Raw genomic sequence first — 16,201 nt, forward strand, 5'->3', positions numbered from 1 at the left:
AGAAAAAATGGTAACACGCTTGACCGGCCCGAACGGCTGGTCTCGAGAGGAGCGACATGAAGAGCAGCGCAAAGGTAAAAGCCCCGCAAGAGGGCCTCGCCAAGTCGGTCGGCAAAACTTCCCCCGCAAATGCAGCAGCCGCGGTCCCATCCATCTCCGAAACGGTGCCGGATGTGCCGGCCAAGTCCAAGGCTCGCCGCTCGCGCGAAGACAAGGACGCGCCGCTGCGCGAGGACATACGCTTCCTCGGCCGCCTGCTCGGCGATGTGTTGCGCGAGCAGCAAGGCAGCGCCGCCTTCGATCTGGTCGAGACGATTCGTCAGAACGCCGTGCGCTTTCACCGCGAAGGTGACCGCAGCGCCGCCCGCGCACTCGACACACTGCTGGGCGGCCTGACCAACGAGCAAGCCATTCAGGTGGTGCGCGCGTTCAGCTATTTCTCGCATCTGGCCAATATTGCCGAGGACCGCCACCACAACCGGCGTCGCCGCGTACATGCCCTCGCGGGCAGCCGCGCACAGCCGGGCAGCCTGAGCGCCGCGCTGCAAAGCCTGAAAGACGCTGGTCGTGCCGATCCGGCCACGTTGCAGGCGTTTTTCGCCAGCGCGCTCATCGTGCCGGTGCTCACGGCCCACCCGACCGAAGTTCAGCGCAAGAGTATTCTCGATGCCGAGCGCGAAATCGCCCGCCTGCTGGCGCATCGCGACGACGCCCTCACCGAACGGGAGTCGGCGCGTAACACGGAATCGATGCGCGCTTACGTCACCACGCTGTGGCAGACCCGTATGTTGCGCGGCTCACGACTGACAGTGGCCGACGAAATCGACAACGCGCTGTCGTATTACCGCAGCACGTTCCTCACCGAAATTCCCGCGTTGTACGACGATGTCAGCGCCGAGCTGCACGACGCCGTACCGAGCGTGCGCGCCGAAGGTCTCGGACGCTTCCTGCAAATGGGCAGTTGGATCGGCGGCGATCGCGACGGCAATCCGAACGTCACGGCACAAACGCTGCAACTCGCGATCACGCGTCAGGCCACCGAGATCTTCGCGCATTACCTCGAAGAGGTGCACTTGCTGGGGGCGGAATTGTCTGTCTCGCAACTGCTCGCCGGAGCAAGCGACGCCTTGCTCACACTCGCCCGCCGCTCACCCGACGACTCGCCGCACCGCACCGACGAACCCTATCGGCGCGCCCTCATCGGCGTGTACGCCCGTCTGGCCGCCACGGCGCGCGAGTGGGTCGGCCACGTGCCGCACCGCGGCGCGGTCGGCGACGCCCGGCCGTATCTCGACGCCAGCGAATTCATCTCGGACCTGAACACGGTCGTCGCGTCGCTCATGGCGCATCATGGCGGCGCGCTGATCTCGCAACGGCTCGGCCCGCTCGTGCGCGCCGCAGAGGTATTCGGCTTCCACCTGGCGAGCATCGACCTGCGTCAGAGTTCGGATATTCACGAAGCGGTCATCGCCGAGTTGTTCGCCAAGGCGGGCGTCGAAGCGAATTACGCAAAACTCGGCGAAGACGAAAAGCTCGCTCTGCTGCTGCGCGAACTGCGCGAGCCGCGTCCGCTCTTCTCGCCGTATCTCGACTACTCGCAGCGCACCCGCGACGAGTTGGCCGTGTTTGCCGCCGCTCGCGACATCCGCGCCCGCTTCGGTCCGCGTGCGGTACGCAACTACATCATTTCGCATACGGAAACCGTGAGCGATCTGGTGGAAGTCATGCTGCTGCAAAAGGAGACGGGACTCTTTCAGGGCGCGCTCGGCGGCGATAGTGCGAAGACCGTGGAGCCCAAAATCGGCGCCATGGTCATCCCGCTCTTCGAGACGATCGCCGACCTGCGCAATGCGCCCGTCATCATGCGCGAGTTCTTCGACATCCCTGGCATGTCCGGTGTGGTGACGCAGCAAGGCGGCGAGCAGGAAGTCATGCTCGGCTATTCCGACAGCAACAAGGACGGCGGCTTCCTCACATCGAACTGGGAACTGTACAAGGCGGAACTCGCACTCGTGCGCCTGTTCGAGGAGAAAGGCATCCGCCTGCGCCTGTTCCACGGCCGGGGCGGTACGGTGGGCCGTGGCGGTGGCCCGACCTATCAGGCCATCCTGTCGCAACCGCCGGGTACCGTGAACGGACAGATTCGCCTCACGGAACAAGGCGAGATCATCGCAAGCAAGTTCGCCAACCCGGAGATCGGGCGGCGCAATCTCGAGACGATCGTGGCCGCCACGCTAGAAGCCACGCTGCTGCCGAGCCGCAATCAGCCACCGCATCTGGCCGCGTACGAGAAGGTCATGCAGACGCTCTCCGACACGGCCTTCGCAGCATATCGCAACCTTGTCTATGAGACGCCGGGCTTCACCGACTATTTCTTCTCGGCGACGCCGATTGCGGAAATCGCCGAGTTGAACATCGGTTCGCGCCCCGCATCGCGCAAGTTCTCCGACCCGAAAAACCGCCGCATCGAAGACCTTCGCGCCATTCCGTGGGGCTTCTCGTGGGGCCAGTGCCGCCTGCTCATCACCGGTTGGTACGGCTTTGGCAGTGCGGTCGGCGCCTATCTCGAGGGCGATGCGAAGGCCGACGACGCAAGCCGCGAGAAGCGGCTCGATACGTTGCGTCAGATGGTCAAGCGCTGGCCGTTCTTCGCGAACCTGCTCTCGAACATGGACATGGTGCTCGCCAAGACCGATCTGGGCGTGGCATCGCGTTATGCCGAACTGGTGGCGGACGAGCAGCTGCGCAAGCGCGTTTTCGACCGCATCGTGAGCGAGTGGCAAAGCACGTCGCGGGCACTCACCCTCATCACCGGTCATGAAGAACGACTTGCAGACAACCCGTTGCTCGCACGCTCTATCAAGAACCGCTTCCCTTACCTCGATCCGCTCAACCACTTGCAGGTCGAGTTGCTGCAACGGCATCGGGCAGGGGCATCGGACGAGCGCGCACGGCGTGGCATCCATCTGTCCATCAACGGCATTGCGGCCGGTCTGCGCAATACGGGTTGAGGCCCGCGTAGCGTGACGCTGCGTCAGCGCCGCAGAATGCGGGGTTGACGCAGAACGCCGGCTCACCGGAGACGTCCGGCCAGTTGATCTACGAGATCCTTGGGATTCTCCCCAACGACAGTCGACCGATAGGACGGTATATTTCATCGGATTCGACCCGATGGCTGCCGGGGGGCCCATCCATCATGCATTCCGATTCCAACGCACTATCGACATACCCGCCGCGCACGGCACGCATCGGCGTCGCACGACATGCGGCAACGCTGATCGCCGCGACGGCGCTTGCGCTGCCGTCCATCGGCGTGCAGGCGGGTCCGGCATCCACGATGCCGTTGCGCGATGCCAACAACGATTTTTCTCCCTCGCATACGCTCACGGCCGCCGCACCGCATGGCGTGCGGGGTCTGGCCGTGCGCCTGGTTTCGCAAACGCTGACCGCATCGCCCGGCGCGCCGGCCAAGCCACGCGCCGTCGTCGACCCGGTGCTCGACTCGCTGATGAACGGCATTCTGGAGCGTCTGGCGATCAGCGAAGCCGTGGCGCGCACCAAGTACACGTCGGGCAAGCCGGTGCAGGACACGCCGCGCGAACAGGCGTTGCTTGACAGCATGGGAGAGCGGGCTGCCCAGTTCGGCCTGACGTCCGCGCAGGCCCGAACTTTCTTCCGTCTGCAAATCGAGGCGGGCAAGCTGGTGCAGACCGCCCTGCTGGCCCGCTGGGCGCGTGAAGGCGGCGCCCCGGGCGAACCGGTCGATCTGGCCACGCGTCTGCGCCCCGCGCTCGACCGGCTTGGCACCTCGCTCATGCACGATCTCGGACGCCTGTGCGCGCTGCCCGACGATCCCTCGCGCATGGCCCGCATTCACCAGGCGCGCGAGCGCATTGCGAAGACGGCGAAGCTCGAAGCGCTGCAACGCGCGGCGTTCGACGAAGCCACCTCCGGCCTTTGTCTGTCGGCACCGCCGCGTATCTGGACACTGTCGATGGCGAACTGACCGGGTGCCCGACCTCGGCGAGGCGCGTGTTGGGGGAGACGCCGCCCGGGGGGTTGTATAATCACGGTTTGCCGTGCTCTGCCGCGGTTCGCTTCAATCTGCCCCGATGGGCCTCGATTAGCCACGCTACGACAATGACCTCCCAACTCCACAAGAAAGGCGAAGCCTGGTCGGCCCGTTTTTCCGAACCCGTTTCCGAACTCGTCAAGCGCTATACGGCGTCGGTGTTCTTCGACAAGCGCCTCGCGCTGTTCGACATCGAAGGCTCGCTCGCCCATGCCGACATGCTCTCGGCACAAGGCATCATCAGCGCACAGGATCTGGCCGACATCCAGCGCGGCATGACGCAGATCCGCGGTGAGATCGAGCGCGGCGAGTTCGAGTGGCAACTGGATCTCGAAGACGTTCACCTGAACATCGAAGCGCGCCTGACCGCCCTCATCGGCGACGCGGGCAAGCGCCTGCACACTGGCCGCTCGCGTAACGATCAGGTCGCCACCGACATCCGCCTGTGGCTGCGCAGCGAAATCGACCGGATCGGCGATCACCTCGGCGATCTGCGCCGCGCGCTGCTGGATCTGGCGGAGCAGCACAGCGCGACGATCCTGCCGGGCTTCACCCATTTGCAAGTGGCGCAGCCGGTGACGTTCGGCCATCACCTGATGGCTTATTTCGAAATGTTCAGCCGCGACGCCGAGCGCATGCTCGACGTGCGTCGCCGCGTGAACCGCCTGCCGCTGGGCGCCGCCGCACTGGCCGGCACGAGCTATCCGATCGATCGCGAACGTGTCGCCGCGACGCTCGGCTTCGAAGACGTCTGCGCGAACTCGCTCGACGCCGTGTCGGATCGTGACTTCGCCATCGAATTCACGGCAGCCGCTGCGCTGGTGATGACGCATGTGTCGCGCTTCTCGGAAGAGCTGGTGCTGTGGATGAGCCCGCGCGTGGGTTTCATCGATCTGGCCGACCGTTTCTGCACCGGCAGTTCGATCATGCCGCAGAAGAAGAACCCGGACGTGCCCGAACTGGCGCGCGGCAAGACCGGCCGCGTCAATGGCCACCTCATCGGCCTGCTCACGCTGATGAAGGGCCAGCCGCTCGCGTACAACAAAGACAATCAGGAAGACAAGGAGCCGCTGTTCGACACGGTCGACACCGTGATCGACACGCTGCGCATCTTCGCGGACATGGTGCCCGGCATCAAGGTGCGCGAAGCCAACATGCGTAACGCCGCGCTGCAAGGGTTCTCGACCGCCACCGATCTGGCCGACTACCTCGTCAAGAAGGGTCTGCCGTTCCGCGACGCCCACGAAATCGTGGCTCACGCCGTGAAGATCTGTTCGGACCGCGACATCGATCTGGCCGACCTGTCGCTCGCCGAGTTGCAGAAGTTCTCGCCGCTGGTCGGTGAAGACGTCTTCGACTACCTCACGCTCGAAGGCTCGGTCGCCAGCCGTAACCATATCGGCGGCACGGCCCCGGCACAGGTGCAACGCGCCATCGCGGCAGCGCGCGCGAAGCTCGCCAAGTAAGGTCGTCCGGCAGGGCCGTCGAACCTTGCTCTGATCTCTTCTGACTTAGCCGGCACCAACGAAAATGCCACCCGATCGGGTGGCATTTTTTATCGGCACGGCGATGTCACACGCCTTCCATCAGAACAGCGGTAACGACAGGAACCCCTTGATGATGAGCGCGTTGAGGATGTCGATGAAGAACGCCCCCACCATCGGCACGATCAGGAACGCAATGTGCGACGGACCGAAACGCTCGGTCACCGCCTGCATGTTGGCGATGGCCGTCGGCGTCGCGCCCAGCCCGAAGCCGCAATGGCCCGCAGCCAGCACCGCGGCATCGTAGTTGCGCCCCATCACGCGGAACGTGACGAAAATCGCGTACAAAGCCATCGCCACGGCCTGCACGACGAGAATCACGATCATCGGCAACGCCAGCGTCGAGAGATCCCACAGGCGCAGGGTCATGAGCGCCATCGCCAGAAACAGCGACAGACTCACGTTGCCCATCACCGACAGCGAGCGCTCGAACACTTCATACCCCACGAGCGACAGTAGATTGCGCACGACCACACCGGTAAACAGCACGCACACGAATGTCGGCAATTCGAACGCCGTCCCTGAGAGCCAGCGTGCAATGACCTCGCCGCCCAACAGACAGATCGCAATCATCGCCACCGTCTCGATCAGCGCCTGCGCGGTAATCAGACGCACCGTATGCGGTTGCTCGAAGCCTTCCGGCGCCGCATCCTTCGCGACATCGAAGCCCGGCACCTGATTGCCCAAGCGCCCCACCAGATAACGCGCTACCGGCCCGCCCAGCAAGCCTCCCAGCACCAGCCCGAACGTGGCGCAGGCCATCGCGATCTCAAGGGCCGATTGCACGCCGTAGCGCGAGGTCAGCGTCTCACCCCACGCGGCGCCCGTGCCATGCCCGCCCGCCAGCGTGATCGACCCGCCCAGCATACCGACGCCCGGCGCCAATCCCATCATCGTGGCAAGCCCAACGCCAATCGCGTTCTGCATGATCAACATACCCGCCACCACGGCGAGGAACAGCACCAGACGACGCCCCCCCGCCTTGAGGCTCGCCAGATTGGCCGACAGGCCGATCGTCGCAAAGAAAGCCAGCATCAGCGGCGTTTGCAGCGACGTATCGAATTTCAATTCGAAGTGCCCGATCTGACGCAGCGCCAGCGTGCCCAGCGCCACCAGCAAGCCAGCAGCGACCGGCTCGGGAATGCTGTACGTACGGAGCGGTGCGATCCACTCGACCAGCTTGCGGCCCAGCAACAAGACCAACGTGGCACATACGAGCGTGCCGTAGTTACTGAACACCAGTTGTCCGGTTTCCATGAACCCTCCTGCTCGAAAAAAGTGCGTCGAGTGTAGCAATCGAAGCAGTCCTAATTGCCGGGAAACTGCTTAAATGCGAGAAATTCAAGCTAATGCACAAATCGAGCGATCGAGGGCGCTTTGCGTCAATATACCGGCATTTCGCGCCAGTTCACCGTCATTTCAATCGAGTTACACACACGCCACTGTGTTCCTCAAGTCAAGAGTACGCAAGTCATGAATTTCAGACGCCGCAAACAGGCGTATAAGGCGCGCCACCTTCAGGGCAATCGACACACAAGAAAAAAGCCCCATGTTTTCACACGGGGCCGCTTTTCACATCAGGCAGGACGACTTACTGACGCACGCAATCCACAAAGTATTCGGGACGTCCGTCCACTTCCTCGACGACCAGACCGTGAATATCAGTGTGGAAGCCCGGGAAGCGCTCGTTGAAGTCGCGCGCGAAGCGCAGGTACTCGATGATCGCCGCGTTGAAACGCTCGCCCGGAATCAGCAGCGGAATGCCCGGCGGATACGGCGTGAGCAGCACGCTCGTCACGCGGCCTTCCAGTTCATCGATGGGCACACGGTCGATCTGGCGGTGCGCCAGCTTCGAGAACGCGTCGGTCGGCTTCATCGCCGGCTGCATGTCCGAGAGGTACATCTCGGTGGTCACGCGCGCCACGTCGTTCGCCTTGTACACGCTGTGAATCTGATCGCACAGGTCACGCAGGCCGATACGCTCGTAGCGTGGGAACTTCGCCACGAACTCGGGCAGCACACGCCACAGCGGACGGTTGTGATCGTAGTCGTCCTTGAACTGTTGCAGCTCGGTCACCATCGAGTTCCAGCGGCCCTTGGTGATGCCGATGGTGAACATGATGAAGAACGAATACAGCCCCGTCTTCTCGACGATGATGCCGTGCTCGGCCAGATACTTGGTGACGATGGCCGCCGGAATGCCGCTCTCGCCGAATTCGCCTTCCACGTCCAGCCCCGGCGTGATGATCGTCGCCTTGATCGGGTCGAGCATGTTGAAGCCATCGGCCAGATCGCCGAAGCCGTGCCAGCGGTCGTTCGCGCGCAGCACCCAGTCCTCGCGCTGAATCGTGCCCTCGTCGCCCAGATTTTCCGGACCCCAGACCGAGAACCACCACGAATCGCCGTACTCGCTCTCCACCTTGCGCATGGCGCGGCGGAAATCGAGCGCCTCGACGATCGATTCCTCCACGAGCGCCGTGCCGCCCGGCGGCTCCATCATGGCGGCCGCCACGTCGCAGGACGCAATGATGGCGTACTGCGGCGAGGTCGACGTGTGCATCAGATACGCCTCGTTGAAGCGGTACGTATCGAACGTGCGAGCTTCGGAGTCCTGCACCACGATCTGCGACGCCTGCGAGATACCGGCGAGCAGCTTGTGCGTGGAGTGCGTGGCGTAGATGGTTGCTTCCGACGAGCGCGGACGGCCTTCGCCGATCGCGTGCATGTCGCGGTAGAAATCGTGGAACGCCGCGTGCGGCAGCCAGGCTTCGTCGAAATGCAGCGTGTTGATGTTGTTGCCCAGCACTTCCTTGATCATTTCGACGTTGTAGATCACGCCGTCATAGGTGCTTTGGGTGATCGTCAGAATGCGCGGCTTGGCGTTCGGGTCACGTTCGAGCACTTCGCGGGCAAACGGGTTCGCCTCGATCTTCGCGCGGATGACTTCCGGCTCGAACTCCGATTTCGGAATCGGGCCAATGATACCCAGATGGTTGCGCGTGGGCGTGAGGAACACCGGCACGGCGCCCGTCATCGTGATTGCATGCAAAATCGACTTATGGCAGTTACGGTCGACCACGACGATATCGCCCGGCGCCACGGTGGCATGCCACACGATCTTGTTCGACGTCGACGTGCCGTTCGTCACGAAGAAGAGGTGATCGGCATTGAAAATGCGCGCCGCGTTGCGCTCCGACGCGCCCACCGGGCCGTTGTGATCGAGCAGTTGGCCCAGCTCTTCCACCGCGTTGCACACGTCCGCGCGCAGCATGTTCTCACCGAAGAACTGGTGGAACATCTGGCCGACCGGGCTCTTCAGGAACGCCACGCCGCCCGAGTGCCCCGGGCAATGCCACGAGTACGACCCGTCGGCCGCGTAATGCGTGAGCGAGCGGAAGAACGGCGGCGGCAGCGAGTCGAGATACGACTTGGCTTCACGAATGATGTGACGCGCCACGAACTCCGGCGTGTCCTCGAACATGTGAATGAAGCCGTGCAGCTCGCGCAGAATGTCGTTCGGGATATGGCGCGACGTGCGCGTCTCGCCATACAGGAAAATCGGAATGTCCGGGTTGCGACGGCGCACTTCCTGCACGAAGGCGCGCAGGTTGATGATGGCCAGCGCCAGTTCTCCCTCGCCCTCGCCGCCCGCTTCGCTCGAGAACGTGCCGAACTCGTCGTCGTCGATGGACAGGATGAAGCTCGAAGCGCGGCTTGCCTGTTGCGCAAACGAGGTCAGATCACCGTAACTCGTGAGCCCGTTGACTTCCATGCCCTCGGCTTCGATGGCCTCCGCCAAGGAACGAATCCCGGATCCGGAGATATTTTCGGAGCGGAAGTCCTCGTCGATGATGACGATCGGAAAACGGAATTTCATTGGCGTTCCTTCGACAAAAGAACGAGCCACGGTCCGACATGGCCGTGGCTCTTGGGCAGTGCGATATGGGGGATGCTCACCGGCGGCGAGTCGAGCGTAACAGGCTAGGTTTTCGGCAGCGTGACACCACGCTGTCCCTGATACTTGCCGCCGCGGTCCTTGTACGAGGTCTCGCAGACTTCGTCGGATTCGAAGAACAGCACCTGGGCCACGCCCTCGTTGGCGTAGATCTTGGCCGGCAGCGGCGTCGTGTTCGAGAATTCCAGCGTCACGTAACCCTCCCATTCGGGTTCGAACGGCGTCACGTTCACGATGATGCCGCAGCGGGCATACGTCGATTTGCCCAGACACACGGTCAACACGTTGCGCGGAATGCGGAAGTACTCGACCGTGCGCGCAAGCGCAAACGAGTTCGGCGGAATGATGCAGACGTCGCCGGAGAAGTCGACAAACGATTTCTCGTCGAAGTTCTTCGGATCGACAATCGTCGAATTGATGTTCGTGAAGATCTTGAATTCAGCCGCACAGCGGATATCGTAGCCGTAACTCGACGTGCCGTAGCTGACGATCTTTTGCCCGTCCTGGGAATACCGGACCTGCGACGGCTCGAAGGGCTCGATCATGCCGTGCTCTTCGGCCATACGCCGAATCCATTTGTCGGACTTGATGCTCATGTGTGGGCCTGAATGGGCGTAGTACGTGAAAAAGTGCGCGTATTTTACGCGATTGTTGCGGTGCGGTGATTTTTTCACTCGCACCGCACCGCACGGGGCTGGCGCACGCCCTGTCGAACACCTTTACGTGTTCTGGACGACGATCGACGGGAATTTGCTCGTCATGTCCTTCTGCCTGGCCGCGATCTTCACCGCCACCTTGCGGGCAATGGCCCGGTAACGATCGGCCACCGGGCCGTTCGGGTCGCTCACCACGCTCGGCATGCCGGCGTCGGCGTGCACGCGGATGCTCATCTCCAGCGGCAGCTTGCCCAGCAGGTCGACGTCGAAATCGTGGCTCATGCGCTCGCCGCCGCCCGCACCGAAGATCGGCTCTTCATGACCGCATTTCGAGCAGATATGCAGGCTCATGTTCTCGATGAGGCCCAGGATCGGCACGCCGACCTTCTCGAACATCTTGAGACCCTTGCGGGCGTCGAGCAGTGCGAGGTCTTGCGGCGTGGTGACGATGACCGCACCGGTGACCGGCACCTTCTGCGCAAGCGTGAGCTGGATGTCGCCCGTGCCCGGCGGCATGTCGACGATCAAATAGTCGAGGTCGTGCCAGTTCGTCTGGTTGAGCAGTTGCTCGAGCGCCTGCGTAACCATCGGGCCGCGCCAGACCATCGGATTGTCCGGCGCGATCAGAAAACCGATGGAACTTGCCTGCAGCCCATGGCCGACCATCGGCTCGAGCGTCTTGCCGTCCTTCGATTCGGGTTTGCCGTGAATGCCCAGCAGCGTGGGCAGCGACGGGCCGTAGATGTCGGCATCGAGAATACCGACGTTGGCGCCTTCGGCCGCGAGTGCCAGCGCCAGGTTCACGGCCGTGGTGCTCTTGCCCACGCCCCCCTTGCCCGAGGCCACAGCCACGATGTTCTTCACGTTGGGCAGGAGCTTCACGCCGCGCTGAACCGCATGCGACACGATTTTCTGGCTGATTTCGACGGCCACGCGCTCAACGCCGGGTAATTTGCCCACGGCCTCGGTGATGCTCGCGCGCATCGCTTCGAACTGACTCTTGGCGGGATAGCCGAACTCGATCTGAATGCCGACGTGGCCGTGCTCGACTACAACCTGCTTCACATACTTCCCGGCGATCAGATCGAGCCTCGTGTCGGGGTCGACGATGCCACGCAGCACTTCATTGATTTGGGCGACTTCCATGGGTCTCTCGCTCTGTCGAGGCCCGCCGGGAAAACCCCCGGCGGGCGCTAACAACTTGTAACATCCGTGGCGCGCGCTCTCGATTAGCATGCGAGGCGCGCGTGTTTGGGGAACCAGCCGTCGCGGCAATCTTTCCTTGCCTGCGGTTGACACTCAGCGCTATTGTAAAAGACGCCGCGCCCACAGGCTCAAAACCCCTGCGAGGCGCGCGTGCTTCGGCGAAGTGCTCACGCGTTGTTTCATGACTGCAAGCTAATCGAGAAGGAGCCTTAAATGAATAAAAATACTCTGCGCGCTTCGGCGCTAGTTCTAGCTGCTGCCACCATGCTGGCCGGGTGCCAGACCGAACAGGGCACCAATACCGCTGTCGGCACCGGCGTCGGTGCGGCAGTCGGCGCAGGTCTGGGCAACCTCATCGGAGGCAATACCACCGGCACGCTGATCGGCGCCGCCGTGGGCGCTGCCGCCGGCGGCGCAACAGGGTACAACTGGGGCGCCATCAAGAACATGCTGGGCGGCCACACCGCCGGCACTGGCACCACGATCTCCGAACAACCCGATGGCACGCTCAAGGTCGCCGTGCCGAGCGACGTGACGTTCGATACCGGCCGCGCCGAGATCAAGCCGAACTTCCGCGCCGTGCTCGACGACGTTGCCGCCTCGCTCAACCAGAACCCGGGCATTACCGCCAACGTCGTGGGCCACACCGACAGCACGGGCGGCGACCGGATCAACATTCCCCTCTCGCAGAACCGGGCGGCCAACGTCATCCAGTATCTGAACAGCCGTGGTGTCGCGATGAACCGCATGAGCGGCACGGGCGTGGCCTCGAGCCAGCCGGTCGCCTCGAATGCCACGGCCGAGGGCCGTGCGCAGAACCGCCGCGTGGAAATCCTGCTGTCCGCACCGCGCGGCTGATCCTCCCGCGTCTCACGTTTGCCGTTCCGACACATGCCCGGTCCGCCGGGCATGTGTTTGACGGGCTCGCGGCGTTTTCATGCTGCACCGCACCATCGAAAGATCGGCACATCGGTTGAACTAAACCCGCGTCACATCGCTCAGACCCTTCGGAAGTGCCTGCTGTGGGCGCTTCCATCTCCTCTTTGTTATTGACGTTACGTGTGCCTAGTTATGCCGGAACCTGGTTCCGGCTTTTTTTTGGCCGTTCGATCCCGCATTCACCCCCTGACGCCAGCCAACGCGCGCCCTGCAAATCCATCCCCCGGAACGCCCGATTGGGCGTCATCCCGCCCCGCCTGCTAGAATCGTCCCTTCCCCGACCCCTCAACAGACAATCGATCCTCATGTCCCGCCGCATTCTTGTCACCTCCGCCCTGCCGTACGCCAATGGCCAGATTCACATCGGTCATCTGGTGGAATACATCCAGACAGATATCTGGGTACGGTTCATGCGGATGCAGGGCAATGAGGTCTATTACGTCGGTGCGGACGACACGCACGGCACGCCGGTCATGCTGCGCGCCGAGAAGGAAGGTCTCACGCCCAAGCAACTGATCGAGCGCGTCTGGAAGGAACACAAGCGCGACTTCGACAGCTTCGGCATTTCCTTCGATAACTACTATTCGACGGATTCGGAAGAGAACCGTGAACTGTCGGAAAGCGTCTATCTCGCCCTCAAGGATCAGGGGCTGATCGAAGCGCGCGATATCGAACAGGCCTACGACCCGGTCAAGGAAATGTTCCTGCCGGATCGCTTCATCAAGGGCGAATGTCCGAAATGCGGCGCCAAGGACCAGTACGGTGATTCGTGCGAAGTCTGCGGCTCGACCTACGCGCCGACCGACCTGCTCAACCCGTATTCGGTTGTCTCGGGCGCCACACCAGTGCGCAAGACGTCGACCCATTACTTCTTCAAGCTCTCGGACAAGCGCTGCGAGCAGTTCCTGCGCAAGTGGGTTGCCGGTCTCGCGCAACCTGAAGCCGCCAACAAGATGAAGGAGTGGCTCGGTGAAGACGGCGAGTCCACGCTGGCCGACTGGGACATCTCGCGCGACGCCCCGTACTTCGGCTTCGAGATTCCGGGCGCCCCGGGCAAGTATTTCTACGTGTGGCTCGATGCGCCGGTCGGTTACTACGCCAGCTTCAAGAACCTGTGCGCGCAGCGTGGCCTGAACTTCGAAGAATGGGTCAAGCCGGGTTCGACAACCGAGCAGTATCACTTCATCGGCAAAGACATTCTGTATTTCCACACGCTGTTCTGGCCCGCGATGCTCGAGTTCTCGGGCCATCGCACGCCGACCAACGTGTTCGCCCACGGTTTCCTGACGGTGGATGGCCAGAAGATGTCGAAGTCGCGCGGCACGTTCATCACCGCACAGAGCTTCGTCGACACGGGCCTCAATCCGGAATGGCTGCGTTATTACATCGGCGCCAAGTTGAGCAACACGATGGAAGACATCGACCTGAACCTCGATGACTTCATCGCCCGCGTGAACAGCGATCTGGTCGGCAAGTACGTGAATATCGCCAGCCGTGCAGCAGGCTTCCTCATCAAGCGTTTCGACGGCCGCGTGGCGCCGGACGCCATGCAAGCGCCACTGCTGGGTCAGTTGCGTGCCGTCGCCCCGCAGATCGCCGCGCATTACGAAGCCCGCGAATTCGGCAAAGCGCTGCGTCTGGTGATGGAACAGGCGGATGCCGTGAACGGCTACGTCGACACGGTCAAGCCGTGGGATCTGGCGAAGGACCCGGCGCAGGCCGCCGCGCTGCACGAGGCTTGCTCGGTGTGCCTTGAGGCGTTCCGCCTGCTCACGCTGTACCTCAAGCCGGTGCTGCCGGTGACGGCCGAGGCCGTGGAGCACTTCCTGAACATCGCGCCGCAAACGTGGCACGACGTGAGCCGCCCGCTCACCGCCGACACCGCCATCGCTGCGTACAAGCATCTGATGACGCGCGTCGAAGGCAAGCAGGTCGAAGCGCTGCTCGCGGCCAACCGCGACTCGCTGCAAGCAGCCGCGCCGGCCACGGACGCTGCCGCGGCCAAGGGCAAGGACAAAACCGCCAAGACGACGGAGAACGCCGGCAAGCCGGACAAGCGCGCCGAGGACGGTGTCATCACCATCGACGATTTCGCAAAAATCGATCTGCGTATCGCACGCATCGTCGATTGCAAGGCGGTCGAAGGGTCGGACAAGCTCTTGCAACTCACGCTCGACGCCGGCGAAGCGCAAACGCGCAACGTCTTCTCCGGGATCAAGTCGGCGTATCCGCAGCCGGAAGTGCTGGTGGGCAAGCTCACGGTGATGGTCGCCAATCTCGCACCACGCAAGATGAAGTTCGGTCTTTCCGAAGGCATGGTGCTCGCCGCATCGGCCGCCGACGAGAAAGCCGAACCGGGGATTTACATCCTCGAACCGCACGACGGCGCGAAGCCGGGCATGCGCGTCAAGTAAGGCAGCCACGCCAGCACACGGGAAGGCGGACCGCGCTTCACGCCGACGCTCTTCCCAAGCAAGACACCCCGTTGGCGGACGTCATGTCCGCCAGCGATGGCGTCGCGCGGATCTGCGCGGCCGTCGGCGCAAACTCCTCGACCTTTTGAATCAGGAAGCCCGCGTCGATGGGCGCGTTCAGCGTTGTGCCGAGCGTGCGACGGTACTTCAGCACGCCCTTGGCGAACCAATCGGTGCGCCGCGCCCTGCTTCCGCATCCCGCACGACGCCCAGCCGAGATCGACCCCGCGTTTGCCTTGCAAATCGGGCAACATCGCCCGGATGGCGGGCCACTCGGGCGCGCCGTCCCCCCTGCACCTGACGGGGCAACTGGCTGTAGTCGGCGAAAAACTCGGGGTTGTCGTAGATGTTCTGAGCCATGAGATTTGTCCGAGCGAATGCTTCGATAGCGTGACTGCCGCGGCGCGTCTCGAGTCCTTCGGAAAATCGTCGGGCCGATGTCCCGGCGCGGGCTAGCGCAGATGATCCACCGGCAATGCGGTGGTGAACTTCACCGTCTCCATCGAAAAGCTTGCGCTGATGTCTTGCAGATCGGCCACGCGGATGAGCTTTTTGTAGAAACGGTCATAAGCCGCAATGTCCGGCAGATAGACCTTGAGCAGATAGTCGATCTCGCCTGCCATACGATGAATCTCGACGATTTCAGGCAATTCCCGCGCGCCGGCGACGAAGCGAACCATCCAGTCCTCGCTGTGCGTCGCCGCCTTGATGAACACGAAGGCCGTCACGCGCAGATCGAGCTGCTGAGGGTCGCACAGCGTCACCTGCCCAGTGATGACCCCGTTCTCGCGCAGACGCTGCACACGCCGCCAGCAGGGCGTGGGCGACAGGTGGACAGCCTCGGCCAGTTCACCCAGCGAGCGCGAGGCATCGGCTTGCAGATTTTCGAGAATTGCGAGATCAGTTTTGTCCACAACAGCCACCCGGGAGGAAAGTTCTTCCAAATCCTACCCGATTCGGCCGAATATTTGAAAGCCTTTACCCCGCGTTGGCAAGTAAACTTCAAAAATATTCCGGAAATTGGGGACATTATGAAAATCTTCACTCAGCACCCGGCCTCTGTCGGCGAAAGCTACTTCCAACATATGGGATCGGCACTGTCGTTCGCACTGCCGTTGCTGGGCGCCTTTCTGGCCTGTCTCGTGCACGCGTTACTGCCGTTCCTGTTTGCCAAGACGGGCAGCCGGATCATCGTTAGCCTGCACGATCGCATGGTGACGCATCGTCACCGGCACGCCCCGCAAGCCGCTCAGGCAAATCAGGCGGATCAGGCGACATAACCGGACAACTCAGGCGAGCGGATAAGCCCGCTCGCCCAATAGCCGCCCGGCAAGCGAGGCTCGTCCCCCATCGCA

The 16,201-nt window shown here is 62.8% G+C and carries 12 protein-coding genes; 6 read left to right on the forward strand and 6 right to left on the reverse strand.

Annotated elements, in window-relative coordinates:
• The first annotated feature begins 56 nt into the window (after window positions 1-56).
• From ppc to argH, 3 genes are all read left to right on the forward strand, one after another.
• Entirely contained in the window at window positions 57-3,011 is a 2,955-nt protein-coding gene (gene ppc / locus PHO31112_RS14040; RefSeq protein ID WP_174995714.1) for a phosphoenolpyruvate carboxylase, read from the forward strand.
• A gap of 185 nt (window positions 3,012-3,196) precedes the next feature.
• Entirely contained in the window at window positions 3,197-4,006 is an 810-nt protein-coding gene (gene aroQ / locus PHO31112_RS14045) for a gamma subclass chorismate mutase AroQ (RefSeq protein WP_150621061.1), read from the forward strand.
• 134 nt (window positions 4,007-4,140) lie between these two features.
• On the forward strand, window positions 4,141-5,538 hold the full coding sequence (gene argH / locus PHO31112_RS14050; protein ID WP_010805458.1) for an argininosuccinate lyase: 1,398 nt from the start codon (window positions 4,141-4,143) through the stop codon (window positions 5,536-5,538).
• Between the two features lie 120 nt (window positions 5,539-5,658).
• Here argH and gltS read toward each other — a convergent pair whose 3' ends face one another.
• The 4 genes from gltS to apbC all read right to left on the reverse strand — a co-directional run bounded on the left by gltS (window position 5,659) and on the right by apbC (window position 11,373).
• A complete protein-coding gene (gltS, locus tag PHO31112_RS14055) occupies window positions 5,659-6,873 on the reverse strand; it encodes a sodium/glutamate symporter (protein ID WP_150621062.1) in 1,215 nt (404 codons plus the stop codon).
• 334 nt (window positions 6,874-7,207) lie between these two features.
• The gene (locus PHO31112_RS14060; protein ID WP_150621063.1) at window positions 7,208-9,493 is read right to left on the reverse strand and encodes an arginine/lysine/ornithine decarboxylase; all 2,286 of its coding nucleotides are present in this window, start codon (window positions 9,491-9,493) and stop codon (window positions 7,208-7,210) included.
• 104 nt (window positions 9,494-9,597) lie between these two features.
• Complete coding sequence (gene dcd / locus PHO31112_RS14065; protein WP_010805461.1) at window positions 9,598-10,167, reverse strand: dCTP deaminase; 570 nt, start codon at window positions 10,165-10,167, stop codon at window positions 9,598-9,600.
• A 123-nt stretch (window positions 10,168-10,290) separates the two neighbouring features.
• Window positions 10,291-11,373 (reverse strand): iron-sulfur cluster carrier protein ApbC, encoded by a 1,083-nt coding sequence (gene apbC / locus PHO31112_RS14070; protein ID WP_150621064.1) that lies wholly within the window; start codon window positions 11,371-11,373, stop codon window positions 10,291-10,293.
• Window positions 11,374-11,646: 273 nt separating this feature from the next.
• Here apbC and PHO31112_RS14075 point away from each other — a divergent pair, with 273 nt between their 5' ends.
• Complete coding sequence (locus PHO31112_RS14075) at window positions 11,647-12,291, forward strand: YiaD family glycine zipper/OmpA-like lipoprotein (protein ID WP_150621065.1); 645 nt, start codon at window positions 11,647-11,649, stop codon at window positions 12,289-12,291.
• A 386-nt stretch (window positions 12,292-12,677) separates the two neighbouring features.
• Window positions 12,678-14,786, forward strand: a complete 2,109-nt coding sequence (gene metG / locus PHO31112_RS14080; RefSeq protein WP_150621066.1) for a methionine--tRNA ligase — start codon at window positions 12,678-12,680, stop codon at window positions 14,784-14,786.
• A gap of 37 nt (window positions 14,787-14,823) precedes the next feature.
• Here metG and PHO31112_RS28190 read toward each other — a convergent pair whose 3' ends face one another.
• On the reverse strand, window positions 14,824-15,000 hold the full coding sequence (locus PHO31112_RS28190) for a hypothetical protein (RefSeq protein WP_246178177.1): 177 nt from the start codon (window positions 14,998-15,000) through the stop codon (window positions 14,824-14,826).
• 298 nt (window positions 15,001-15,298) lie between these two features.
• Entirely contained in the window at window positions 15,299-15,760 is a 462-nt protein-coding gene (locus PHO31112_RS14090; protein WP_036662003.1) for an Lrp/AsnC family transcriptional regulator, read from the reverse strand.
• 117 nt (window positions 15,761-15,877) lie between these two features.
• Here PHO31112_RS14090 and PHO31112_RS14095 point away from each other — a divergent pair, with 117 nt between their 5' ends.
• Window positions 15,878-16,126 (forward strand): DUF6356 family protein, encoded by a 249-nt coding sequence (locus tag PHO31112_RS14095; RefSeq protein WP_150621068.1) that lies wholly within the window; start codon window positions 15,878-15,880, stop codon window positions 16,124-16,126.
• Window positions 16,127-16,201 lie beyond the last annotated feature (75 nt).

It is taken from the genome of Pandoraea horticolens (assembly GCF_902459555.1).
Classification (GTDB): domain Bacteria; phylum Pseudomonadota; class Gammaproteobacteria; order Burkholderiales; family Burkholderiaceae; genus Pandoraea; species Pandoraea horticolens.